Origin of the sequence: Sphingobium xenophagum, from assembly GCF_031457465.1 — a bacterium.
GTDB classification, from domain to species: Bacteria; Pseudomonadota; Alphaproteobacteria; order Sphingomonadales; family Sphingomonadaceae; genus Sphingobium; species Sphingobium xenophagum_A.
Map to the genome: position 1 here is coordinate 280,229 of NZ_JAVDWV010000003.1, position 23,618 is coordinate 303,846.

28 protein-coding genes are annotated in these 23,618 nt (G+C 62.6%); 14 read left to right on the plus strand and 14 right to left on the minus strand.

Translation table 11 applies throughout. The annotated features are described in order from the left end of the window. The first annotated feature begins 41 nt into the window (after window positions 1-41). From J2W40_RS04480 to trmB, 5 genes are all read left to right on the plus strand, one after another. Entirely contained in the window at window positions 42-452 is a 411-nt protein-coding gene (locus J2W40_RS04480; protein WP_310222188.1) for a hypothetical protein, read from the plus strand. Continuing rightward, complete coding sequence (locus tag J2W40_RS04485; protein WP_310222189.1) at window positions 439-1,173, plus strand: TorF family putative porin; 735 nt, start codon at window positions 439-441, stop codon at window positions 1,171-1,173. Before J2W40_RS04480 ends, J2W40_RS04485 begins: the two co-directional genes overlap by 14 nt. 215 nt (window positions 1,174-1,388) lie before the next feature. Next, window positions 1,389-2,438 (plus strand): FkbM family methyltransferase, encoded by a 1,050-nt coding sequence (locus tag J2W40_RS04490; protein ID WP_310222190.1) that lies wholly within the window; start codon window positions 1,389-1,391, stop codon window positions 2,436-2,438. Window positions 2,439-2,723: 285 nt separating this feature from the next. Next, window positions 2,724-3,119 carry an MAPEG family protein gene (locus tag J2W40_RS04495; RefSeq protein WP_310222191.1) on the plus strand — a complete coding sequence of 132 codons (396 nt, stop codon included), beginning with the start codon at window positions 2,724-2,726 and terminating at the stop codon, window positions 3,117-3,119. 40 nt (window positions 3,120-3,159) lie between these two features. After that, window positions 3,160-3,855, plus strand: a complete 696-nt coding sequence (gene trmB, locus J2W40_RS04500; RefSeq protein ID WP_310222192.1) for a tRNA (guanine(46)-N(7))-methyltransferase TrmB — start codon at window positions 3,160-3,162, stop codon at window positions 3,853-3,855. A gap of 363 nt (window positions 3,856-4,218) precedes the next feature. Here the strand turns inward: trmB and J2W40_RS04505 are convergent, their stop codons facing one another. Next, the gene (locus tag J2W40_RS04505; protein ID WP_310222193.1) at window positions 4,219-5,124 is read right to left on the minus strand and encodes a LysR family transcriptional regulator; all 906 of its coding nucleotides are present in this window, start codon (window positions 5,122-5,124) and stop codon (window positions 4,219-4,221) included. Between the two features lie 105 nt (window positions 5,125-5,229). Between J2W40_RS04505 and J2W40_RS04510 the strand changes: the two genes are divergently transcribed. Continuing rightward, window positions 5,230-5,559 (plus strand): nuclear transport factor 2 family protein, encoded by a 330-nt coding sequence (locus J2W40_RS04510; protein ID WP_310222194.1) that lies wholly within the window; start codon window positions 5,230-5,232, stop codon window positions 5,557-5,559. Continuing rightward, on the plus strand, window positions 5,556-6,335 hold the full coding sequence (locus J2W40_RS04515; RefSeq protein ID WP_310222195.1) for an SDR family oxidoreductase: 780 nt from the start codon (window positions 5,556-5,558) through the stop codon (window positions 6,333-6,335). The genes J2W40_RS04510 and J2W40_RS04515 overlap by 4 nt, the downstream gene beginning before the upstream one ends. 129 nt (window positions 6,336-6,464) lie before the next feature. Here the strand turns inward: J2W40_RS04515 and J2W40_RS04520 are convergent, their stop codons facing one another. After that, window positions 6,465-8,072, minus strand: coding sequence for a GMC family oxidoreductase (locus tag J2W40_RS04520; RefSeq protein WP_310222196.1), 1,608 nt, complete (start codon window positions 8,070-8,072; stop codon window positions 6,465-6,467). Between the two features lie 104 nt (window positions 8,073-8,176). After that, window positions 8,177-8,965, minus strand: a complete 789-nt coding sequence (locus J2W40_RS04525) for an alpha/beta fold hydrolase (protein WP_310222197.1) — start codon at window positions 8,963-8,965, stop codon at window positions 8,177-8,179. A gap of 176 nt (window positions 8,966-9,141) precedes the next feature. Here J2W40_RS04525 and J2W40_RS04530 point away from each other — a divergent pair, with 176 nt between their 5' ends. The 4 genes from J2W40_RS04530 to J2W40_RS04545 are packed head-to-tail and all read left to right on the plus strand — an operon-like array spanning window position 9,142 to window position 12,373. Then, window positions 9,142-9,576, plus strand: coding sequence for a DUF305 domain-containing protein (locus J2W40_RS04530; RefSeq protein WP_310222198.1), 435 nt, complete (start codon window positions 9,142-9,144; stop codon window positions 9,574-9,576). A 2-nt stretch (window positions 9,577-9,578) separates the two neighbouring features. Then, the gene (locus J2W40_RS04535) at window positions 9,579-11,042 is read left to right on the plus strand and encodes a YncE family protein (protein WP_310222199.1); all 1,464 of its coding nucleotides are present in this window, start codon (window positions 9,579-9,581) and stop codon (window positions 11,040-11,042) included. A 33-nt stretch (window positions 11,043-11,075) separates the two neighbouring features. Further along, window positions 11,076-11,597 (plus strand): RNA polymerase sigma factor, encoded by a 522-nt coding sequence (locus J2W40_RS04540; protein WP_310222225.1) that lies wholly within the window; start codon window positions 11,076-11,078, stop codon window positions 11,595-11,597. After that, window positions 11,594-12,373 carry an anti-sigma factor family protein gene (locus tag J2W40_RS04545; RefSeq protein ID WP_310222200.1) on the plus strand — a complete coding sequence of 260 codons (780 nt, stop codon included), beginning with the start codon at window positions 11,594-11,596 and terminating at the stop codon, window positions 12,371-12,373. Before J2W40_RS04540 ends, J2W40_RS04545 begins: the two co-directional genes overlap by 4 nt. 138 nt (window positions 12,374-12,511) lie before the next feature. Here J2W40_RS04545 and J2W40_RS04550 read toward each other — a convergent pair whose 3' ends face one another. The 5 genes from J2W40_RS04550 to J2W40_RS04570 all read right to left on the minus strand — a co-directional run bounded on the left by J2W40_RS04550 (window position 12,512) and on the right by J2W40_RS04570 (window position 15,334). Continuing rightward, window positions 12,512-13,501: a threonine ammonia-lyase gene (locus J2W40_RS04550; RefSeq protein ID WP_310222201.1), complete on the minus strand. Its 990-nt coding sequence runs from the start codon at window positions 13,499-13,501 to the stop codon at window positions 12,512-12,514. A gap of 35 nt (window positions 13,502-13,536) precedes the next feature. After that, on the minus strand, window positions 13,537-13,974 hold the full coding sequence (locus J2W40_RS04555; protein ID WP_310222202.1) for a response regulator: 438 nt from the start codon (window positions 13,972-13,974) through the stop codon (window positions 13,537-13,539). Beyond that, window positions 13,971-14,399 (minus strand): hypothetical protein, encoded by a 429-nt coding sequence (locus J2W40_RS04560; protein WP_310222203.1) that lies wholly within the window; start codon window positions 14,397-14,399, stop codon window positions 13,971-13,973. The genes J2W40_RS04555 and J2W40_RS04560 overlap by 4 nt, the downstream gene beginning before the upstream one ends. 50 nt (window positions 14,400-14,449) lie before the next feature. Further along, window positions 14,450-14,797: a hypothetical protein gene (locus J2W40_RS04565; protein ID WP_310222204.1), complete on the minus strand. Its 348-nt coding sequence runs from the start codon at window positions 14,795-14,797 to the stop codon at window positions 14,450-14,452. Between the two features lie 78 nt (window positions 14,798-14,875). Next, window positions 14,876-15,334, minus strand: coding sequence for a helix-turn-helix domain-containing protein (locus J2W40_RS04570; RefSeq protein WP_310222205.1), 459 nt, complete (start codon window positions 15,332-15,334; stop codon window positions 14,876-14,878). Window positions 15,335-15,561: 227 nt separating this feature from the next. Here J2W40_RS04570 and J2W40_RS04575 point away from each other — a divergent pair, with 227 nt between their 5' ends. Beyond that, window positions 15,562-16,188, plus strand: coding sequence for a glutathione S-transferase family protein (locus tag J2W40_RS04575; RefSeq protein WP_310222206.1), 627 nt, complete (start codon window positions 15,562-15,564; stop codon window positions 16,186-16,188). Between the two features lie 122 nt (window positions 16,189-16,310). On the opposite strand, the gene J2W40_RS04580 is transcribed toward J2W40_RS04575, so the two are convergent. Then, window positions 16,311-17,060 (minus strand): Bax inhibitor-1/YccA family protein, encoded by a 750-nt coding sequence (locus J2W40_RS04580; protein WP_310222207.1) that lies wholly within the window; start codon window positions 17,058-17,060, stop codon window positions 16,311-16,313. A gap of 139 nt (window positions 17,061-17,199) precedes the next feature. Between J2W40_RS04580 and thpR the strand changes: the two genes are divergently transcribed. Then, entirely contained in the window at window positions 17,200-17,739 is a 540-nt protein-coding gene (thpR, locus tag J2W40_RS04585) for an RNA 2',3'-cyclic phosphodiesterase (protein ID WP_310222208.1), read from the plus strand. 20 nt (window positions 17,740-17,759) lie between these two features. Here the strand turns inward: thpR and J2W40_RS04590 are convergent, their stop codons facing one another. The 5 genes from J2W40_RS04590 to J2W40_RS04610 form a co-directional block, all read right to left on the minus strand. Beyond that, window positions 17,760-18,302 carry a superoxide dismutase family protein gene (locus J2W40_RS04590; RefSeq protein ID WP_310222209.1) on the minus strand — a complete coding sequence of 181 codons (543 nt, stop codon included), beginning with the start codon at window positions 18,300-18,302 and terminating at the stop codon, window positions 17,760-17,762. A 77-nt stretch (window positions 18,303-18,379) separates the two neighbouring features. Then, entirely contained in the window at window positions 18,380-18,616 is a 237-nt protein-coding gene (locus J2W40_RS04595) for a hypothetical protein (RefSeq protein ID WP_310222210.1), read from the minus strand. 138 nt (window positions 18,617-18,754) lie between these two features. Further along, a complete protein-coding gene (locus J2W40_RS04600; protein WP_310222211.1) occupies window positions 18,755-19,840 on the minus strand; it encodes an OmpA family protein in 1,086 nt (361 codons plus the stop codon). Window positions 19,841-20,040: 200 nt separating this feature from the next. Then, entirely contained in the window at window positions 20,041-20,538 is a 498-nt protein-coding gene (locus J2W40_RS04605) for a DUF2793 domain-containing protein (protein ID WP_310222212.1), read from the minus strand. Between the two features lie 31 nt (window positions 20,539-20,569). Beyond that, entirely contained in the window at window positions 20,570-22,768 is a 2,199-nt protein-coding gene (locus J2W40_RS04610; protein WP_310222213.1) for a phage tail protein, read from the minus strand. 200 nt (window positions 22,769-22,968) lie between these two features. On the opposite strand from J2W40_RS04610, the gene J2W40_RS04615 reads away from it, so the two are divergent. After that, the gene (locus J2W40_RS04615) at window positions 22,969-23,409 is read left to right on the plus strand and encodes a hypothetical protein (protein ID WP_310222214.1); all 441 of its coding nucleotides are present in this window, start codon (window positions 22,969-22,971) and stop codon (window positions 23,407-23,409) included. The last annotated feature ends 209 nt before the right edge of the window (window positions 23,410-23,618 follow it).

The window sequence follows — 23,618 nt, forward strand, 5'->3', positions numbered from 1 at the left end:
ATCGGGCAACATAGCCTGACGCCAAAAAGCAGGAGAATGACATGAGTTTGACCCTTATCGCCCTGGCGGCCGCGGCCGCCACCCACACCGTTCCACTCACGCATCAAGGTACGCCGGTTCAGGCGATCTATACCGCCCGTGCCGACGTCCAGACGCGAACCGTGGGTGCAAAGACGCCCAATCGCATGGACATGCAACGCTGCAACTGGACCGCCACGGTCGTCGTCGATCGCAAGCTGGATCACGGCCCCGCGCTCGCCCGTACCATCGCCAGCGATACCCGTTTTTCGGGCAGCGAGTCTGGGGCCTGCTCGCGCGGCAAAAATCTCGAACAGCGTGTGCTGGCCCAGCATAGCGATCGCATCCATTCGACCTTGATGGCGATGGCCGAGCGCGATCGCGCGCCCTTGATGGCGGAACTGGATTCGGTGCGCGCGCTTGCGTCGAACTGATTTCGCCATGCGGCTGGCATGGGCGGCGGCGCTGGGCGTCGCAGCCCATGCCATTCCCGCGGCCGCGCAGGATCGCGGCCTTGCCGCCACGATAGAAGCCGCCAGTGACGAACGCCGCCGGGGCCTGAGCTGGAGCGATGGCGATCCGGTGCTGCGCGGCACCTTGTCCGTCCCCGTCACCTCCGGCCTCAGCCTCGACGGCGCAGCCACCACCCTATGGGGCAGCACCCGCCATGGCGGTGCCGACGCGGCGATCGACATCGGCCCAAGCTGGTCGCAACAGATCGGCGGCTGGCGGCTGACCGCGCAGGGCCGCTATCATCTCTTCCCCGGTGCCTCGGATCAGGGCTATGGCGAAGTCGGCGCACAGGCGGGCTTCCTCATCGGCCCGGCCAGCGTCGACATCGCCGCTCATTATGCCCCGCGCCAATCGGCAATCGGCGGCGACAATCTCTATGTCTCCGCTGCCGCCGCCGTCGCGGTCCCCGGCACGCCCTTCACCGTGTCGGGCCATGTCGGCCGCTCGTCAGGCAGCGTGCGCGACCCCGTCGCCGCCGCCCGCCTGCGCCCCGATGGCAGTTATTGGGACCATGGCGTCGCGCTCGACTGGTATCGCGGCCAATGGTTCGCCGGGATTCGCTATGCCGGCAGCAGCATCGACGGCCCCGCCCGCACCCATGCCGGCGACCGCCTGATCGCGCGCGTCGGCTTCAGCCTCTAAGCGCACACCCATCCAGCGCTTGTCGCGCCCGCCGCAATGCCATAGCGTGTCTGCCTCATCCCAATGGAGGCGCGCCTGCGGCGGTTGGCAAACGGGTCGGCAAGAGGCTGCCGGATGCAATTCTGCTCATACCCTGAAAAATAGAGTTGCAACCGACATCATATGGAATTTATTGAATTTCTCAGCAGAGAATATCGACATCAACTGGAATAGAAATGATAACTAAAGAACAAATATATTTTGATATAAAAAGAGATATGCACTCTCCTTACGGGTCAGAAAATATTTCCAGTGGTGTCACTGTAACCGACAATGTTACCGTCATGCATGGTCCCTATGTTCAAATTCCATCCGGCCGATGGATGGTATCGATATCGGGCAAGGTTGAAAATGCATTCTCTTGTTACGCTGATGTATCGGCCGAGAAAGGACAGGTTATTCTTGGACGGGGTGATTGGAAAGACGGCAAGATTTTATTCGAAATAAATGCCAAATTTCCCATTCGGGATTTCGAAGTTCGCTTTTTTGCAAATTCCGGCGCATTTGTGCGATTGGATGAGATCGTCTTGATAAAAGATTATGATCTGAGCAGCGATCGTTCATTTTCTGCCTATCAGCGCCTGGGCCTTGACTTGATCCTCGACAGATCATCTATGGTTGATAGCGCGATCATCACACGCAACGCTTGGGAGCCAGAGAGAATAGAGGCTCTTTTGGACCTCGCATACACGTTATCGAACGGACAGAGGGATTTGATCTTCCTGGACATCGGATCATATTTTGGTCTTTACTCGTTAAAGATGGCCCAGACCAATATGTTCGAACGCATCATCGCTTTCGAGGCCGACCAGTTTAATTATCGCCAGTTGAGCGCCAATCTTTTGCTTAACGACCCGCAATCGCTCATCGAACCGATCTTCATGGCTGTTTCAGATAGCGAAGGGTCTGCACATTTCGTTTCCGCCATAGGAAAAGCAGATGGAAATCGCGGAGGGGCAGGGATAAGCACGGCGGGAATTATCGTAGCAAAGAATAAAATAGACAATATCGTCAAAGAAAAAAATAGAAAAATCATAATCAAGATTGACGTAGAAGGGCACGAACCCTTGGTCATTCCTGGCATGAAAGAGCTTCTCCAGAATAATCTATGCGCACTTCAGATAGAGTGTTTTGATAGCCTGAGTTACATCAACAGCATGCTTACGGATATTGGATATAAATATATCAAGACGCTCGAACATGACCATTATTTCTCTAATTTCTGATGGGTTACCCCTTAAAAATTGAGCATGGCGTGATGAGGCGTTTGACTTGATGAATGGCAATTCGCCCCGCTCGTCACGCGGCCTGCACCATCCCCCGATGGCCAACCGCCGCTGGCTTCACCGGGGCGGATGGCAAAACGGGGCATTGCTTTCCAATGACTGTCCGCTTCGAGTCCCTGTCCGCCTGCCAGCAATGGTCGACTTCAGGACTCGAAACGAGCCGTATACATTGCCTCCTATGTTACTTGCCGCGGCTTTGCTACATACGCCTCAGGAGGACGTTATATGCCCGTCGAACTCACAATTCTCGCATGGGCCATGGTCCTGCTGCTCGTCCACATTTTCGCGGCCGTGCATTTCAAGACCAAGCAATATGGTCCCCGCTGGAACATGGGCGCGCGCGACGAAAAACTCCCGCCGCTCCATCCCCTCGCCGGACGCCTTACCCGCGCCCAGGCCAATTTTCAGGAAACCCTTCCCATCGCCATCGTCGCGCTGATCGGCGTGGTGCTGGCAGGCCGCACCAGCGACACGACCGCGCTCGGTGCCTGGATCTGGCTCGGCGCGCGCCTCGCCTACCTCCCCGTCTACGCGCTCGGCATCCCCATGATCCGCACGCTGATCTTCCTCGTCAGCATGATCGGCCTCGGCATGGTCCTGTGGCCCCTGCTCGGCCTCTGACCCTTGCCCCGCGCGCCCGCGCCCGCTAAGCGGCCGCCCCATGACAGCGCATAAACCCGGCGATCCGACCACGCTCAACCGCCTCTATGGCCGCCAGTCGGGGCACAAGCTGCGCCAGGGGCAGCAGGAACTGGTCGATACCTTATTGCCCGCCGTGTCCGTGCCAAACGAAGGCCCGATCACAGCCGCCGACCTGTTCGGCTATGACCGCCCGCTCCATTTCGAGATCGGCTTTGGCGGCGGCGAGCATATGGCCTGGCGCGCCGACCTGCTGCCCGACCATGGCTTTATCGGCTGCGAGCCGTTCCTCAACGGCGTCGTCACCGCGCTTGGCCATATCCGCGATGGCGCGCTCGGCAATATCCGCCTCCATATGGGCGATGCGCTGACCGTGCTGAACCGCATCCCCGACGGATCGCTCAGCTTCGTCTATCTGCTCCATCCCGACCCCTGGCCCAAGGCGCGCCACGCCAAGCGGCGCATGATGAACCCCGGCCCTGTCGCGATGATCGCGCGCAAGCTCAAACCCGGCGGCGAATTCCGCTTCGGCACCGACCATCCCGTCTATCTACGCTGGGCGCTGATGGTGATGAACGGCCATCCCGATTTCGAATGGCTGGCGAATACCCCCAAGGATTTCCTCACCCGCCCCGGCGGCTGGCCCGAAACCCGTTATGAGGCGAAGGCCCGGCGGCTCGGCCATGAAGTGTGGTATATGAGATACCGTCGTCGATAGAATCCACGTCAGCGAACTTGGCGGTCTTATCTCACATAATCAGTATCTTGAGACGCCATTTCGTGATTACCCGGTGATTATTTTTCTCCGGGTGGGTCATAAGGTTTTTTGCTTGGTCAACGAGTCGTCAACGGCGCGATGATGCGCATGGTAGATGTGCAAGTTGGTACGCCGCCGCCATAGCCGACGACTGCGGCGAACGACAACTTTCAGAAGCAACAGACGTTAGCAAGACAACCGACTTTCAGATCCGACCGTGCAATATTGGTCGGCGCACGAACCCGCGGTTCGGGAAGAAATCAACAAGCTCTATAACATCTACGGCAAGTTCCTCTGATCGAACCACCGCTACCCACGGTCGGCTCATTGCCGCGCCGAGCGCGCCAGTTCACGCGCAAGATCGACGAAGACCTTGAATGCCGCAGGCGGATTGCGACGGCTCGGATAATAGAGGCACAAGGGCGCCAGCGGGGCCGTCCATTCGGGGAGCAAACGCACCAGCCGGCCCGCCGCGATATCCTCGCGCACGTCGGATTCCATGAAGAAGCCGATCCCGCACGATGCCAGGACCGCCTGCCGTGCCAGGCTGGCTTCATCCAGCGTGATCGGCCCATCGACATCCACCTGCACGGGCTGCCCTTCAACTTCGAACGGCCAGCGGAACATGGCGCCATTGGGCAGCCGCGTACGGATGCAGGCGTGGCCGAGCAGGTCAACAGGCACCTTTGGCGAGCCGTGCCGGGCAAGATAATGAGGCGTTGCGACCACGGCATAGCGTCGCGCCGGGCCGATCGGGATAGCGATCATGTCGGAAGGCACCAGATTTTCGCTGCGCACCCCGAAATCGAATCCTTCCGCAACGATATCCACCAGATTTCCTTCGGTCACCAGGTCGATGCGGATCTGGGGAAAGCGGCGCAGGCATTCCAGCACCAGCGGTGCCAGAATCTCCCGACCGGCGGTGGCGAACGTGTTGATCCGCAGCGTGCCCGAAGGCACGTCCTGCTGCGCGCGAACCGTGTCGAGCGCCTCGTGAATATCCTTCAACGCAGGCGTGACCTGCTCGACAAAACGGCGGCCCGCTTCGGTCAGCGCTACGCTGCGCGTGGTGCGGTTGAACAGGCGCACGCCCAATTGTCCTTCGATCTTCGCGATCGTGTTGCTGAGCGCACTGGTCGACATGCCCAGATCAAGCGCGGCGGCACGGAAAGACCCCCTGCGGCTGATCGCCAGAACCGCATCGAAATCGGTCAGATTGTACATCCGCATTATCCTGATATCCGCAATGTAACGTCCCTGTTTATCCCGCTTATGCGGACGACGTCAAAGCTCTAGATTGGGCGTCGAGACAGCAGCCAAGACAGGAGACACACCGTGACCATCAAGCTACCGGATGTAATCGCCATATATTTCGCGGCGGACAAGAGCGACAATGCGCAGGCGATTTCCGAGTGCTTTACCCCGGATGCAATCGTTATCGACGAGGGCAACACCTATACCGGGCGCGATGCGATCCGGCAGTGGATGGCCAATGCCTCGACGCAATATTCCTATTCGGTCGAGCCGTTCGCCTTGTCCGAAGCGGATGGACGCACGGTGGTCACCAGCCATCTGGTCGGCAACTTTCCCGGCAGCCCTGTGGACCTGCGCTATCTATTCTTACTCGACGGCGACCGGATCGCCGCGCTGGAGATCGTCCCATGACCCCGTTCCTCACGCTGGAGGGGAAGCGTGCCCTCATCACCTCCGGGACACGCGGTGCCGGGGCTGCCACGGTTGCGCTGTTCGAGACGCTTGGCGCACGGGTGCTGACCACGGCGCGGAGCAAGCCGCAAGCGATGCCGGACGCGCAGTTCGTGGCGGCGGACCTGACAAGCGCGGAGGGTTGCGCCAATGTGGCCGCCGCTGTGTGCGCGCGGCTGGGCGGAGTCGACATCATCGTCCACATGCTTGGCGGGTCTTCAGCGCCGGCGGGCGGCTACCGGGCGCTCGACGACGGCCAATGGCAAAGGGAAATCGACCTGAACCTGATGCCCGCAATCCGCCTTGATCGCGACCTTGTGCCGGGCATGGAAGCGCGCGGATCGGGCGTGGTGATCCACGTCACTTCCATCCAGCGCACATTGCCGCTGCCCGATGCGACGACCGCCTATGCCGCCGCGAAGGCTGCCCTGTCGACCTACAGCAAGAGCCTCTCGAAGGAAGTGTCGCCCAAGGGCGTGCGCGTGGTCCGGGTTTCGCCCGGCTGGATCGAGACCGAAGCCTCGACTGACCTGGCGATGCGTCTGGCGGCAGAGCATGGCGTCGATGTTGAGCAGGGCAAGCAGATGATTATGGCTTCGCTCGGCGGCATTCCCATCGGAAGGCCCTCCAGGCCAGAGGAGATCGCCAGTCTGATCGCTTTTCTGGCATCCGATCGCGCAGGCACGATCACTGGGACCGAATATGTGATTGATGGCGGCACGATCCCCACAGTTTGACGCCCGGCGCTGCAGTGTCGGCAACCCAGGTTGGGGACTTGCCCTCTCCGGCGGCGGGGTGGAACCGACGGAGAGGGCACCTCCGGGGCATAGGGACGGGCGATGCCCCGTCCCCACGCCCCGACGACTTCAAAGGCGATAGGTGTCGCGGATGATCTGCGCCGCCCGCTCGCCCACGACGGCGCATGGCGCTTGCAGGTTGCCGGTCGGGATGGTGGGAAAGATTGATCCGTCGGCCACCCGCAGGCCTTCCACACCCCGCACCTTGAGCGTCGCATCGACCACTGCCAGATCGTCGCGGCCCATGCGTGCGGTGCCGCTCTGGTGCCAGTAGGTCACCGCAGCATCGCGCAGAAACCGATCATCTGTCGGCTTACCCTCGCCGGGGATCGCCTCTCGTTTGACGAAAGGCCCGAACGCGGTAGCTCCGCCCAGATCGCGGCACAGTTTGACGCACGCTCTGGCGGTTTCGACATCGGCCGGGTCGGACAGCATGGCGGGATCGACGATCGGCACCACATGCGGATCGGCTGAAGCAAGCCGCACTTCGCCCCGGCTTTGGGGATGAGCCAGGCCGCCGAACATCGTCCAGCCATGATCGGGCACGCCCAGAGCAGCCGTACGCTCGCTCGGCACCGGGAATTCCACCTGGCACAGCAGCAGGTCGGGCGCGGTCAGTTCGGGCCGGGACTTCCAGTATAACGTTGCCTCGCTGCCGCTGTTGCGCGGAGCGAGCGGCTGACGATATTCCCAGGTGCAACAGAAGGCGACGTGATCCTGCAAATTCTGGCCGATGCCGGGGATATGTTCGATCAATGGAATGCCGAGACGCGCGAGGTCGGCGCGCGACCCCAGACCCGAAAGCATGAGCAGCTTGGGCGTGTTGATCGCGCCGGTGGAGACGATAATCTCGCAGCCGACCCCGATCGACCGGATCTCGCCTGCCCGTTCAATCTCGACACCAGACGCACGTCGCCCGGTGAAGAAAATGCGCCGGACGAGCGTATCGGTGAGGATGGTCAGGTTCGGGCGATCCGCCCACGGCCGCAGATACGCCCGGTACAGCGAGTGGCGGCGCCCGTCGCGCACCAGCATGTCGGAAATCGCGGCACCGCCGTCGCCCGCCATCATGCGGCCATTGGGACTGTCGAAACGCGGGATGCCGAGGCTCTGCGCAGCATCCAGTAGCGCACCGGCAATCGGGCTGGGATCAGCGGCAGGCTGAACCCAGACGGGGCCATCGCTGCCCCGATAGTGCGGATCGGGCGCGCCCTGCCAGTTCTCGATCCGGCGATAGATGCGCTGTACCGCATCGGCGCCCCAGCCGGGATCGCCCGATTCGGCGGCATAATGATCCCAGTCGCTGCGATGGCCCTGCGCCCAGACCATGACATTGACGCTCGATCCGCCGCCAAGCCCCTTGCCCATCGACATCGACAGCGCGCGCCCGTCGACATGCGGATTAGGCTCGGCCTGGAAGCCCCAATCGCGCTCGCTACCCAGATTGGTCGGCCACAGGGCCGGATCGAGCACGCTTTCAGCCTCGTCATCGCCGCCAGCTTCGATGAGCAGCACCTGGCAGTCAGCATTTTCGGCAAGGCGTCGGGCGATGACCGACCCGGACGATCCGCCGCCGCAGACGATGAAATCATAGGATGGTTTCAAATTGGCAGTGAGCCGTTTCTGATTATCGCGCGCGCGACGCTCGAAATCGGCGATCTCGATAAGGTTGATCATGACGTTATCCTTCGACCGGACAAGGCTCCGCCGTTGCGCGAACGGTGGGAACGCCACCGCACGCGCATCGGGAATCCGGGTCGTGGTTGGTGAAATTGGGGTGGTTAGTTGGCTTTGGCCGAGACCTGACGTGCTGCGTCGTCGATCACGTCGGCGACCAGCTTTGGCTGGGTCATGAAGACCGCATGGCTGGCGGCCACTTCGGTCACCTTTGCGCCGATGCGGCCAGCCATGTCGTGCAACATGCGTTGGTCGAAGGCACGATCATCGGTGGCGATCACCGCCCAACTCGGCTTTGAGCGCCAGGCAGCATTTTCAAGCACAGTTGCAAAGGCCGACATATTGATGGGCACCTGCGAATCCCGCAGGAAGGCGGCATCAGCCGGAGCGGCATCGGCGGCGAACCCAGCGCGGAAGTTTTCAGCCTTGATGAAGCCAAACCCGTCGTCGTGCGTGTCGATGACAAATTCGGGCGGCGTGGTGTAGCCGTCATATTGTTGCGCGGTGGTCTGCCCGGCATCGGGCGACAGCGCGGACACATAAACCAGCGCGCTGACCTTCGGATGCACACCCGCTTCCGTGATGACCGTTCCGCCCCAGCTATGCCCTACGAGTACCGCCGGGCCGTCCTGCCGATCGAGCGCTCTTCTGGTTGCAGCGACGTCATCAGCCAGCGAGGTGAGAGGGTTCTGGACAATCGTCACGCGATAGCCGCGCGCGGTCAGCTCGTCATAGACGCCCCGCCAGCCCGATCCATCCGCGAAGGCCCCGTGGACAAGAACCACATTGCGCGCCTGCGCACGGGACTTGTCCGGCATGACTTTCTCTGCCGATTGCGCGGCCGGGGATAGGGAAAGCGCAAGCCCGGCGAAAATGATTGCTTTGGTTATCATAGGTCAACTCCTGGTTCGTGGAGACCCGTGAAAGACAACCGGGCCAGACGATTATTCCCGTGGCCGCATAAAATTTTTCGCATGTCCACCGATCGCCAGAAAATTTGCGGGCCACGGGAATAATCATCTTCCGCGACTGTCTAACCCTCCATGGCGACACATGGAGTGACGATGACATGACGTTCGGTAGAGCTGCGAGTGCCCTGCTCACCATTTGCGTTGCGGCTACCGCGTTCGGCCCGGCCGCGGCGCAGGATGCCCATCATCATTCCGGGCCGGCGGACGGGGCGAGCACCGGGTTCTCACCGGAGGCTGCCCTCTTTCTTGCGGAGAACGATGAGGCGATGGAGCGCATGATGGCGGCCATGCACGTGGCGCCGACCGGGAACATCGACAAGGACTTCGTCACCATGATGATCCCCCATCATCAAGGTGCGATTGATATGGCGCGCGCTCTGCTGCGGTCGAGCCGCAACGAGCCGCTCAGACGGCTCGCGCAGGAAATCATCGTCACGCAGGAAGACGAGATCCGGGCAATGCGTCTGGCGATCGAAAGCGACGCAACGCCTGCGGCATCGCCAGCCAGCAGAACCACAGAGCAGGACCGCTGACCATGCACAGATCTCTTCTCGCCTTTCTTCTTCTGCCCGCCTCCGCTCTCGCGCCCCTGTCGATGGCGTTCGCCGGCCAGGTGCCGCGTGCGGCTACTTCGGCGGATATTCCGATCAGCGCGAAGGATCGGGTCTATGCGGCAGACCAGTTCTCGAACACCGTATCGGTCATTGATCCGGCCAATAACCGCCTGCTCGGTGTGATCCGGCTGGGCGATCCGCAGCCCGCCAGCCTCAGCCCGCTCTATCGTGGCCAGCTTCTCGTTCATGGCCTTGGCTTCGCGCCGGACGGCAAGACGCTCGCGGTCGTGTCGATCGGCTCCAATTCCGTCACCTTCATCGACACCGCGACCAACGCGGTGAAGGCCACCACCTATGTCGGACGCTCGCCGCACGAGGCATTCTTCACGCCTGATGGCCGGGAGCTGTGGGTTACGATCCGGGGCGAAGACTATATCGCGGTCCTCGACACCAAAACCTTTGCGGAAACAAAGCGCATTCGCGTGCCCGCCGGTCCCGGCATGCAGATTTTCTCCCCGGATGGCGCATATGGCTATGTGTGCTCATCCTTCACTGCCGAGACGGTGGCGATCCGGCTTGCCGATCACCAGATCGTCGGTCGGATCAAACAGGACTCAGCCTTCTGTCCAAATATCGCCGCGAGCCCGGACGGAAAGCAGGTCTGGCTTACGCTGAAGGACATCGGCCGCGTCATGATTTTGAATGCGCGTCCGCCGTTCAACGTCCTGCACACGATAGACACCGGCCCGCTCACCAACCATGTCAACTTTGCGCGCACCGCGACGGACACATTCGCCTATGTCACCATAGGCGGGCTCAATGTCGTCAAGGTCTTCCGCACGGACAGCTTCGCGCAGATCGCGACGATCCCCGTAGGCAAGCTGCCGCATGGCCTCTGGCCTTCGGGCGACGGCAGGCGCATCTATGTCGGCCTGGAAAACGCCGACGTGATCGCCGCGATCGACACGAGCAGCAATCGCGTGGTCGCGCAAATCCCAGTGGGCCAAGCGCCCCAGGCCGTGGTCTACGTGCCCAATGCGGTGACTACAGGCCCTGGAATAGCGGGGCTGACGCCTCTCGGACTCGCGGCACAGGCCGTTCATCTTACGCTCGACCCGGTGCGCTCATCATCGGGTTCGTTGTCGACGAGCGTGTCGCTCTTCGATCAGGGGCTGACGCAGATATTGCAGGCGGCGGTGGCCGGGCTGGAACCACGCAAACCTTATGTGTTGGCACTGGCGCACCTGCCCGATGGCAGCGGCGCGATCGAGCCGCTCGCGAGCTTCATGACAAACCCGGCTGGTTCCGCTGTCGTGAATGCGATAGGAGCGATCGGGCAGATCGGGGGGGATGCATCGGGTGACAGACCGCGCATCCTCGTCATCGTGCCGGGCACCACGACTGAATATGGGCCGCCGGTTCAGGTGCAATCGCGCGCGTCGTAACGGCGACGTGGTCAGGAGAATAGCTTGCGGGATATGATGGCCCTTGTCGAACCGCTGATCCCCTCGCTGCGGCGCTATGCGCGCAGTCTGCTGCGCGATCAGAGCGCTGCCGACGATCTCGTGCAGGATTGCCTGGAGCGCGTCATCAGCCGCTGGCACCAGCGCCGAACAGATGGCAATGCGCGGACCTGGGTCTTTACCATCCTGCATAATCTTGCGATCAATCGACTGAAGCAGACGGCGCGACGCGGCGGCCATGTCACCGTGGAGGATACAGATGAAGCTGCGTTTGCGACCGCGCCCGCGCAGGAGCACCGGCTTCATCATCAGGCGGTCGTCGAAGCGCTTTCGTGGTTGCCGGAGGACCAGCGAAGCGTCTTGCTGCTCGTCTCGGTTGAGGAACTGTCCTATGCGGAGGCGGCATCGGTGCTCGACATTCCGATAGGGACAGTGATGTCCCGGCTTTCCCGCGCCCGTCATCGGCTAGCGCAGATGCTCGAAGACGGACCGGTCCGACAGGCGACGGCTGGAACTATACTCAGGAGGGTCAAATGAGCCGTCCCATCTCAGAAGACGATCTTCACGCTTTCGTGGACGAGGCGTTGCCCGATAGCCGCCGCATGGAAGTGGAGGCCTATCTCGAAAGCAATCCCGATGTGGCCGAACGTTATGCGCGGTTCGGGGCGCAACGCGACGCGCTCCGTGCGGCGCTGGGGCCGATTGCGGCCGAGCCGGTGCCGCTGAACCTCAATCTGCGCCATCTCGTGGCGTCTCGACGCCGATCGAACTGGACCGGCTGGCGGGCGGCAGCGGCGGCGTGCCTCCTCCTTGTCGCCGGGGGCGGCAGCGGCTGGATGCTGCGCGGTATTGGAATGGACCGCCCCGCAGGCATCGACGCGCTCGCTCAAGAAGCATCCTATGCCTACGCGGTGTTTAGCCCCGATGGCGGTCATCCTGTCGAGATCGCGGCCGCAGACAGCGACGCCCTCCTGCGTTGGGTGGAGAAACGTCTCGCCAAGCCGATTTCGCTGCCAGACCTCTCTGGGGCCGGGTATCGCTTCATGGGCGGCCGTGTCGTCGCCACGCAGAATGGACCAGCAGGCCTACTCATGTACGATGACGCAAAGGGCATGCGCATCGCCATTCTGATGCGGCCGATGATACGACGCGACGAGAATGCACCCATGGCCAAACATCGCGAGGGCGACGTCGTCGGATATGCCTGGGCGGACGATGGCATGGGCTACAGTCTTGTTGGCGGGCTAGCCGCCGCCGACTTCCTGCATCCGATCGCCGACGAAGCACGTCGGCAAATTCGGGCGAGAATATGATCGCTGGGGCCACGGCCAATCTGGCGTCAAATTCGCTCCCTCCCAAAAGTGCGCGCAATACCATCTGGCACGCGAATCCGGCGGCCGCTTGCGCATCAGCGGCGGGGCGGTTCGTGACTTTGAAGTCGAGCTTGGGGCCTAGTCCGTGCCGGTCAGGATCGCCGCATAGTCAAGCGGATCGACATTGCTGCCGGACAGCACCACTACGCTCACCCCGTCACGCGGCGGCGCAAGCCCCTGCATCATTGCCGCCAGCGCCACTGCCCCGCCCGGCTCGACCACCAGTTTGAGCGTCGAAAAGGCAAAGCGCATCGCCTCGCGCACCTGCCGGTCAGTCACCACCAGCCCGCCCGTGACCAGCGCCCTGTTGATCGGAAAGGTCATCGCGCCCGGCATCGGTGCCTGCAACGCATCGCAGATGGATCGCGCGTCCGCCGCCACCGCCTCACGCACGCCGCTGCGCAGCGACCGGGCGGTATCATCAAACCCCGCCGGTTCGACCGTATAGATCACGGCTTCGGGTATCTGCGCCTTCACCGCCGTCGCGACCCCGGCCGTCAGCCCACCGCCGCCGCAACAGACCAGCACCTGCCCCAATGGCGCGTCCAGTTCCTTCACCTGCTCGACAATCTCCAGCCCCACCGTCCCCTGCCCGGCGATGATGAACGGATCGTCGAAGGAGGGCACCAGCGTCGCCCCCCGCTGTTCCGCCAATGTGGTCGCAATCGCCTCGCGACTCTCGCGGAGCCGGTCGTACGTCACGACCTCCGCCCCCAGCGCGCGCGTATTGGCGAGTTTGATCGCGGGCGCATCGGCGGGCATCACAATGGTCGCCGCGATGCCGAGCAGCCGCGCGGCATCGGCGACGCCCTGCGCATGATTGCCCGATGACCAGGCGACCACGCCCGCCGCCCGCTCCGCCGCATTCAGCCGCGCCAGCCGGTTATAGGCCCCGCGAAATTTGAACGACCCTGTCCGCTGCGCGCCCTCGAACTTGAGCAGCACCCGTCCGCCGCACAGAGCATTGAGCTGCTCATTTTCGATCAGCGGGGTGCGGACGGCCGCGGCCGCGATGATCCAGGCGGCATCGGAAATGTCGGAGAAGCTGATGGCAAGCGGGTCGGTCATGCCGCATCCTAGCGTCATGACCGACCCGCACACAATCAGTGCATCGCGCTCCAGCGATCGGCCATCAGACGGATGTCGATGGCGAGCGAGAGCGGGTTGAACGGCTTGTTCAATATCCCGGCGGGATCGAGTACACGCATTTCCTCCTCCGCCTCATGGCCGGCACTGTCGGTCAGAAAAATGACCGGCATCTTTGCAAAAGCAGGGTCGCAACGCAGCCGCCGCAACAGGTCCGGCCCGCTCATATCGGGCAGGCGATAGTCGAGCATCAAAATGTCAGGCCGCGCATGCTGCTCCAGGCACAGGTCGAGCGCCGCCGCGCCGCTCGCTACGCTGCGAATGGTCATGTCGGTGTCCAACAGCGTCGCCATTTCGACCACCAGTCGCATGTCGCTGTCATTATCGACATGCAATATTCGATAGCTCTGGCTCATCGCCACTGGCTTTCCTGCTATACGATAGGGCTGGCTCATGTCGTGATCATCCCCTTCCGCCACCGCAGGAAGCGGCGATCGAGCGCGATCCCCCGCACCATGAACAACTGCATCGGAATCGCCCACAGGCTATGCAGCCCCTGATAGACTTTGGGGGTGAGTTCGGGCTGCACCAGCGTCGTCACATGGATCGCCACCGCCAGAAACTGGCAGGCGGTCGACCATAGTGGCCAATAATGGTCACTCCGCAAACTCAGCCACAAAAACGCCAGCAGACAGGCCGTATCCACCTGCAACAGCGAATAGGAAGTGATCTGCCAGTCGCGCTCGACATAGGTAACGAGCGCTATGGCTACCGTCTTAAACAGCACGATGCCGGCCCCGGCGCGTCCGGTTACACCACCCCTTGCCGCTGCATAAATGCAGCAGCAAAGGGTCATCATCCAGTAAGTGAGAAGAAGCATGGCTTTGGTATCACTTCATGATGACAGGCACCGCGTCCCTGCGGATCGTCTTACGCAACTTCGCGCAATTGCGCTTCTTCGACGAAGGGCAGCGGACAGATCGGGCCGATCGAACAACCAATCTCGACCTTGCGCAGGTTGGACTCCATCTTCATCTCGATGAGTTTCTGATGCGCGCTGACAAATGCGCCGCGCCCCGCCACGATCGTCGAAAAGCCATTGGCGATATCTTCCAGCACCGGCTGCGTCATCGCATCGTTCAACTGCGCATCGCCAAAAGCTTCCAGCACGTCGGTCGTCAGCATCGACAGCTTCTTGAGCGCCCCGTCGATCGCATTATGCGTACGGCCGATATCGGTCACGACACGGCGGGCGAGCATCGGATTATAATCAGGCATGGCATATCCCCTCGCGGAACCGCATGGCTCCACGTTGCTAGGTTGAAAAGATGGAAAGGTCGGGCGGCGTCGTCAGGGTCAGGACAGGACGACGAACGCACCCTTGCTGATGATGATGATCGCCGTCGCGGTGATCATCAGGAAAAAGGCAATCCGGGCTATCGCATATAGCCTTTGCTGAACGGTCAGGTCATTCGTCTTGCCTCCGATGGGCGGCAGGCCGATCCGTTCGACTAACGTCACTGGCTCGGCAGCCGGTAGGTCCACAATGGCGGAATCCTGCGGGTCATCAAGGCGTGACGGCTTTAATTCAAATTGTTTGAACGGCTGCGCGCTCTCCGCTTCCATCAGGATGCGGGCCGCGTCGCGCCGATTTTCCGCGCCCAGCGTGACGCGGGCGCGGTGGATATATTGATCCACCGTCTGGTGCGACAGACCGACTTCAGGCGCGATTTCCTTGGAGCTGCGCCCGCTCGCGGCGAGGCGCAGGCACTGCTTCTGCACGTCGGACAGCTTGGCGATCCGATCTTCCAACATGCGTCTCCCCTGCATCTGCTGCGACGGTACGGGCCGGGCCTGGATCATAAAGGAATACCATGAAGCATGAGCAATATCGCAACTTATTAACGCGCAGCCCTTTCCTATCTCTGAATCGCGCCGGGAAAAATCGGAAAATTCGGACATATTTCGCATGGCCCACGCCCCGACTGGTTCCGCTGCCGCTCTTGCCGCATAGTCGCCGCCGCCCCACAGGAGTCGATCCCATGACCAGCCTCACTTTTTACACCAACCCCATGTCGCGCGGGCAGATCGCCCGCTGGATGCTGGAAGAAACCGGCGTCCCCTATGACACGGTCATCCTCGACTATGGCACGACCATGAAGGCACCCGACTATCTCGCTATCAACCCGATGGGCAAGGTGCCCGCGATTCGCCACGGCGACACGGTGGTCACGGAATGCGCCGCCATCTGCGCCTATCTCGCCGACGCCTTCCCGGCCGCCAATCTTGCCCCGCCCACCGATGCGCGCGGCGCCTATTATCGCTGGCTTTTCTTCGCCGCCGGGCCGCTCGAAGCTGCCATCACCAACAAGGCGATGGGCTTCGTCGTCCCCGAAGGTCGCGAGCGCTCGGCAGGCTATGGCTCGCTCGACGATGTGTTGCATGCGCTCGAACAGGCGGTGTCGGTGCCCCAATGGATCTGCGGCAACCAGTTCACCGCCGCCGACGTCTATATGGGGTCGCAGATTGACTGGGGCCTCGCCTTCGGCACCATCCCCGCCACGCCTGCGCTGACCGCCTACGCCGATCGCCTGCGCACCCGCCCCGCCTATCAACGGCAAAAGGCGATCGACAACGCCCTCATCGCCGAAATGCAGAAACCCGCCTGATTTCACCAACCTGCCGTTCGTGTCGAGCGAAGTCGAGACAAGCTGTCACGCGCAGCCCCAAAACGAAAAGGCCCGGCGGATCGCTCCGCCGGGCCTTTTCCTATTCTCTCACCGCAAAGGGATTAGTCGCGGCTGCCACCCATGAAGCGCAGCAGGAACAGGAACATATTGATGAAGTCGAGATAGAGGTTCAGCGCCCCCATGATGACTGTCTTGCCCATCATGTCCGTGCCAGCCACATGAGCATAGATGCTCTTGATCTTCTGCGTGTCATAGGCCGTCAGCCCTGCGAACAACAGCACGCCAACGCCGCTGATGACCAGATCCATCACGCTGGAGCGGAGGAACAGGTTGATCAGCATCGCGACGATCAGGCCGACCACACCCATGATCAGGAAGGTGCCGAAACCCGACAGGTCCTTCTTGGTGGTGTAGCCGAACAGGCTGAGGCCCGCGAACGCTGCCGCAGTCGCAAAGAAGGTCTGCGCGATCGACGTTCCGGTATAGACCAGGAAAATCGACGAGAGCGACAGGCCCATCACCGCGGCATAGGCCCAGAACAGACCCTGCGCAGCGGCGGTCGACAGCTTGTTGATGCCAAAGCTCAGCACCATCACGAAGACCAGCGGCGCGAACATGATGACATATTTCAGGATGCCGGGACCGCCCAGCACCTGCGCGGCCATGCCGCTCGACGCGAACAGCATCGCGACGACGCCGGTCAGCAATACGCCGCTCGCCATATAATTATAGACCGACAGCATATAGGCGCGCAGTCCGGCGTCGAACGCCGCGCTGCGATCAGCGGTCGCGCCGCCAAAGCCCGCCATATTCGAACGGGTGTCGGAACGGGGGTCGGACCAGTTGGCCATGAAATTCGTCTCCTTTGTCGGTCATCCAATGCCGACATCTCTATTATCGGCCTTTTGCCCGTCGGATTCAAGTCCGGGATGATCCAGCATTCTTACGTTACAATTGGCACAGCAGCCTTCCAGCGGCTATGATCACGCCATGCACCGCCTGTTCGTCGCCATCCGCCCGCCCGCCAGCCATCGGGCCGCGCTGCGCGCGATCATGGGCGGCGTCATGGGCGCGCGATGGCAAAGCGATGACCAACTCCACCTCACCCTGCGCTTCGTCGGGCAGGTCGATCGGCATCGCGCCGACGATTTGGCCGATGCGTTGCGCACCGTCCGCTTCGCCCCTTGCGCGATCCAGCTATCGGGCGTCGGCACCTTTGACCGCAAAGCTGTCGTCGACACGCTTTGGGCCGGGGTCCAGCCGCGCGAGCCACTTGCAAGCCTCCATCGCAAGATCGACCGCGCCTGCGTCGCGGTCGGCCTGCCTCCAGAGGAACGGGCCTATCTCCCGCACGTCACCTTGGCGCGCTTTGGTCGCAGCGGCGGCGCGGTTGCGCCCTTCCTGGCCCGCCACGCCGCGCTGGCCAGCCCTGCCTTCACCGTCAAGGGCTTCACCCTGTTCGAAAGCCGTCTCGGCCATGGCGGCGCGAGCTATCATGCCATCGATCATTATGGGGGCGACCCCGATTAAACTGGGCCGCCCACCCAATGTCACTTCGCGGCAATCACGCCGCAGGCAATCCGCCCGCCCGCATTGCCCGCCGGGTCGCTCTTATTGTCGTCAGCCTGCGCGTGAATGACCACGGCTGCGCCATCGGCATCCAGCAGAGGCGTCGCGCCACTGCGGATCGTACCGCCAGCGATATGATATTCGATTTCGCCCGTGCCGTCCGGCCCCGCCAGCATATTGGGCATATCGCCCATATGCATCCCGGCCGGATTATCCTTGCCATGCTGGCGGCCTGTCGGGTTCCAATGCCCGCCCGCGCTGGTAAAGTCCGGTCCGGTACAAAGCCCTGTTGTGTGAACATGCACGGCATGCAGGCCCGGCGTCACGCCCATCGCCTTGACCACCACATGCAGGCCATCGGCCGCCTCGGTGATGGTCGCCTCGCCCCGCGCAGCGCCATCGCCAGCCATCAGCTTGGCACCCGCCATCGGTGCGGCCGTCGAGGCAGTATTGGAGCCAGTGGTGGCGCAGGCACTGACGGCCAGGGCTAAAGGCAGGGCGGCAAGAAGCGGGGAAAAGCGCATAGCGGACTCCTAAAGGACATGAATGAACAGGCAACGCGACAGACGGGCTTTTGTTGCCGATCCGTATCGTCCTATCATCACGCACGCGCAATAATCACCACTTTCCCGCATGATCGCGCGATCATGCGCGCAACAGACACATCCACGTCGGCCGCTCCCTGGCCATCGACCACCGGATGGACGACAGCGCCCGCAAGCTGATCCGGTATCGCCAGCACATCGGCGTGCGTTCGCTGCTCAAGCGGGTTGGATTGAACTCGGCTCGTGATCGCGGACGCGGGACCGGGAGAAGGGATCGAGAAAAGCGATCGCATGTCATCGAGCCTTATAGAGTGCGCGGCATCCGCCCTCCTCCGAAGATCGTCACCCGCTCCTGCCATAATCCCAAAGAAAAAGGGGCTGGTCTTGCGACCAGCCCCTCATCCATTCTCCATCCCGAAGGACGGAAAATCTTACATGCCCGAACCGGGACCGTAGGTGATTTCCACGCGACGGTTCTGCAGTTCGCGAACGCCGTCGGCGGTTTCGACGCGGGGGTTCGTTTCACCGAACGCCTGGGTCATCATGACGCCGTCAGGGATACCCTTCGAAGCCATATAAGCCTTCACGCTGTCAGCGCGACGCTGCGACAGACCAACGTTGTAAGCGGCCGAACCCGACTTATCCGCATAACCGGCCAGCATGACCTGGGCGCTGCCGCAGTTGCTGTAGGCCGAAACCGCGTTGTCCAGAATGGTGGCGGCGTCAGGCGTGACGTCCGACTTGTCCCATTCGAAGAACACGATGTACGGTCCGGGGCTGCATTCCGCGACCGGAGGCGGCGGCGGAGGAGGCGGCGGGGGCGGCGGGGGCGGCGGCGGGGGCGGCGGAGGAGCCACATCAGCCGGTGCGCCGAAGTTGTAGGTCAGGCCGAGCAGCAGGCTGTGCGTGCGCAGCTTGGTGTCTGCGGTCGAACCAGCCTGGCCGTACACGCTCTGATATGCCGGGATCAGCTTGATATCGTCCTGATTGAAGAAACGATACTTCAGCGAAACGTCGACATTGTTGGTGACGGGGTAACGCACGCCGGCCAGAGCCTGCCATGCAAAACCGGTGTCGCTGTCATTGACGATGTCCGAGGCAACCTTGCCGCGCGAAACGCCAACACCGCCGCCGACGAAGCCCTGCAGGCCGTCATCGGGACCGAAGTCCAGCAAGCCGTTCAGCATGAACGACAGAGCCGAAGTGGCACCGCCGAAGCGAACGCCGGCCGGGCCCATCTTGTCGATGTCGATCTTCGCGCGCTTGTAGGCCGCTTCGGCCTCAAGACGGAAACCACCAAAATCGTAACCGATGTTGGCGTCGACGTCATAACCCTTATGATAGTCGATCGACGGACCGGCGCGACCGCCGGGAGGTACAGCCGAGAAGGTCATGTTCTGGTCTTCGACCAGCAGCACGCCGGCATCTACGCCAATGTACCAGCTATTATCACGTGCCATGGCCGGGGTGGCCAGGACAGTGGTAGCAAGAGCAGCCGCGAGGGCAAGCTTCCGCATCTGAATTCCCCTTTCAAAAGTGTCACGAAGGACTGCTGAAACCCTGTATCGAGAAGAAGGTTTCATGGCAAGTCCACAAATAGAGAAACCGTTGCAAAAATAGCGCAGTAGCACGCTCTTCGTTCGCGATTCAGGCTATTCATCGCCCCCCTACTGCTAATAGCGGAGCATCCCAACATAAAAATACAATTATGACAGAATTACGAAAGAATGAGGCCATGTGCCCGCAAAGCAGCCAGTATCAGTGCGATGCTATTACGCGCCTCGCTGTCAATCGTTACGCCTCCGGTCGGCGCAGAGATTCCCGGCTGCCGCACGCCGACGACTTTTACATCGTCGATATAGAGGCCATCGCTACGCTCGGCACCGCCGCGCCACGCGCTGCCATCATGGTGCAGTGCATGATCGCGATCCACGACCAACAGCCGCAATCCCGCTTTCGCCGCGATGAAGCGCCACCCGCCGTCGGTCCATAACGCCACCGCCCCGTCATTCCCGTCCCACGCCCCAGTCGCTCCATCGGCGACGATCCAGCATTGGCCGATCTCCGGCGCAACCGGCGGGCTGGCCAGGTCCGCGCTCTGCGCAACCCCGTGAACCAGCGCGTCGATCCGCACCAGCGCCTCATTGTGGAACATTTCCTTCTGCGCCTGCCCGGCGAACAAAAAGGGCAAGGCCCATCGCGGCGTCCCGTCCATATTCCGTCTCCCGATAAGGTTCCGCCGATCATCAGGCGGTAAAATCTATCCGCGCCGCCCGCCCGGTCGCCCGCGTCCCCATTTGCCGCACGTCCAGCACCAGCGCGCGGCCAGCCACCCCGTCCGCCGCGATCATCGCCGCGTCATAGTGCCATTGCGGCGTCGCGCTTTCCGCAGCGCGCACCACCGCCCCGCCCTCCAGCACCGTCACCGCATAGCGCTCGCTCTCCTCGCCCAGCGGCACGTCGCCCCCGCTCGCCCAGCGCCACCCGTTGCGGCTCCGCCGTGTCCAGCCAAACGCCCAGCCGTCCGCCGTCGCCTGCGCGGTCAGATGCACCGGCGAAGGCGGCATCACCGCCTCGCCGCCGATCGTCAGCGCCGCCGCGACCGGCACCGCATCGCCGCGCCCCACCGCACGCACCTCGACCATCGCACCGATCTCGCCCTGCCCGCCCAGCGCCGTCAACGGCTCGACCAGCCGATCCTCCTCGATCAGCAGAAAAGCCTCGCCCGCTTCATGCACCGCCATCGCCCATTCGGTCCCACGCAGCCCGCGCCGCAAGCTGCTTAGCCGATAGCGCCCAGCCCCCAGCGCTTCGACGCCTGCAAACTGGATCAACTCCCGCCCGACCAGGCACAGGTTCCGCCCCTGCGCCAACCCCGCCTCATCGGCCGGGAACATATCCATATCGTCGGCCAGCAAAGCGACGGTCAGCGCATGGCGCGCATCCACCAACGTCGCGCTCCCGACCGGCAAGGCCGTATCCGCGACACCCACCACCGCGCGCGGCGCGCTCGGCCCGATCGGCACCGCCTCGCCCGTCCCGCTCATCACGAACAGCGCCGCGCTGCGCCACCCCGCGCCCCCGCTCGCCGCCGCCACGATCAGCGGCGCATCGGCCAGCCCCTCACGCACCGGCGGCAATTCGGCGAGCAGCAGATACGTAGCCCCATGCGGCGCATCCACCTGCCGCACGATCGCGCCGGACGACGCCGCGCCCGGCATCCCTGGCCCGGCCCCTGGCACCCGGCGCAGCGCAAGCCGCACCGCCATCCCCTCCCATTCGCGCTCCTCGATCCGCCACAGCCCCGGCGCATCATCCACGCTGACCACCGCGCCCACCGTCAGCGCCAGCGCCGACCAGTCGCAGCGCAAAGTCATCGTCGCCCGCCCGGCCCATCCCGCCTGCAACCGCGCACCCGCCAAAGCCCGCGCCGCGCCAGCCTCCAGCACAGCGGGCAGTTCGATCCCCCGCTCGACCCGCCCCGGCCCCGGCCGCATCACCCGCTGCACCCCCGCTTGATAATCGCGCGCGCCATCATAATGGCGCAGCGACAGCGCCACCGGCACCGTCTCGGCCGCCGCCGCCGACCGCTCGACCGCATCCATCGCCCGCCCATTGACCCGCCGCGCCAGCATCGCCGCATCGACATCCGCGCTCGCCACGCTGCCCGCCGCCGCCAGCCGCAACCCGTCCGCATCGCTCTGCAGCGCCAGTCCATGCACCTCGCTCAGCGCCGCAATCGCCTCACGCACATCCCCGCCGCTCGCCGCAAAGCCCGCCACTTCGGGCAACCCCTCACCCGCAAGCGCCCCGTCGCTCAAATCCGCCGCAACCGCCGCCACCGACACCGGCCCCGCATCCGCCACCACCTCGAACGTCAGCGACGGAATACGATTGCCATAATCGGCCAGCGCCAAATCCTCGAACAGCACATAGGCCATCCCGCGATGCGCAGGCGTCATCGCCACCCCTTCCGCGGACGCGATCAGCGGATCGACCGGCTGATCCGCGCCGCCCCCATGCACACGAAAGGCGGACAGTTCGGTCTTGAAATCCCCCGCCGCCCCGCGCAGCAAATTGCCATCGGCCCAGATCCGCCCGATCGACCCTATCGCCCGCGCCGACAAGGCCACCGCAAAACTCGCGCTATAGCTATAGCTGGCCACGCTCGGCCGCCCCTTGCCGCCGCCGCTCTTGCTGCGCACTTCCTTCAGGTCCGTCGCCCAGATCACCGTGCCCGCCACCCGCATCGTCCCGAACAGGCGCGGAATTTGCGCGCCATAGGTCGATGTCTGGATTTGCAAATCGGACAGGCGCGGTCCCTCGCGCCCCTTGGGCTTGAACAATATTTCCCGGTCGATCACATTGCCCAGCACCGCGCCGATCGCCGCCCCGATCGGCCCGCCCAACGCTGTCCCCACCGCCGTCAGCACCACCGTCGCCATAATGATTTCCCTTAAAAATCCTACCCTTGCAGGCAGGGCTATCGCATATGGAACGCACCCCATTTTACTTCGTCATGCTGAACTTGTTTCAGCATCCATCGTGCCCCAAAAATGGCGGCTCGTGGTGATAGATGGACCCGGAAACAAGTTGGCGACTATCCCCTTTGGACATGTTGCGCTAAGGGTGGCGGGGGAGTCGGATGGGCAAGCTTACATCGTTACTTGATTGGGTTGGTAGAGCAAACGCTATTGCGTGGGCTTGGTCCTGCATCCCTTCGTCCGTTGTGGCGGCAGTAATGGGCTGGATCACGCATTACGCGGAACAGCAAGCTTGGGTAGTTGGCCTTGTCGTCATCGCCTCATTTATGATGGTTTCTATAGCCCTTGCAGCCTGGAGGTCGCATAGAATTTCGTCTGTTTCGCAAAGCTCCTTTGATGAGCTAAAAAAGCGCGCTTACGATGCAGAACTTGCCCTATTGACTGGAAAGGAGAATGCGCGAGTTCAAATGGTTCGCAATAAAGGCCTGCAAAGTCCTATGCTCCAAGGCCTTGATCTTGCGCGCGGTCTTGGTGAGGCAGAAGAAGAACGGGAGGCACATCGGCAAGCCAAGCTTGACCGTATAAGGAAGGGCGAGGAGTGAAACAAGTTTAGGGTGACGGCTTTGGATAGGGTTGGGCACCATATGCGATAGCCCTCCCCTTGCCGGGGAGGTGGCTGGCCGCAGGCCAGACGGAGGGGTGTCACGCTATCGTTGGGGACTGTCAGGATTTCCGTGTGTGGCCGGGCATAATGGGTAACAAGGAGTCCCACTATGTCACGACGCAAAGAGCCTGCCATACCGAATGAGCT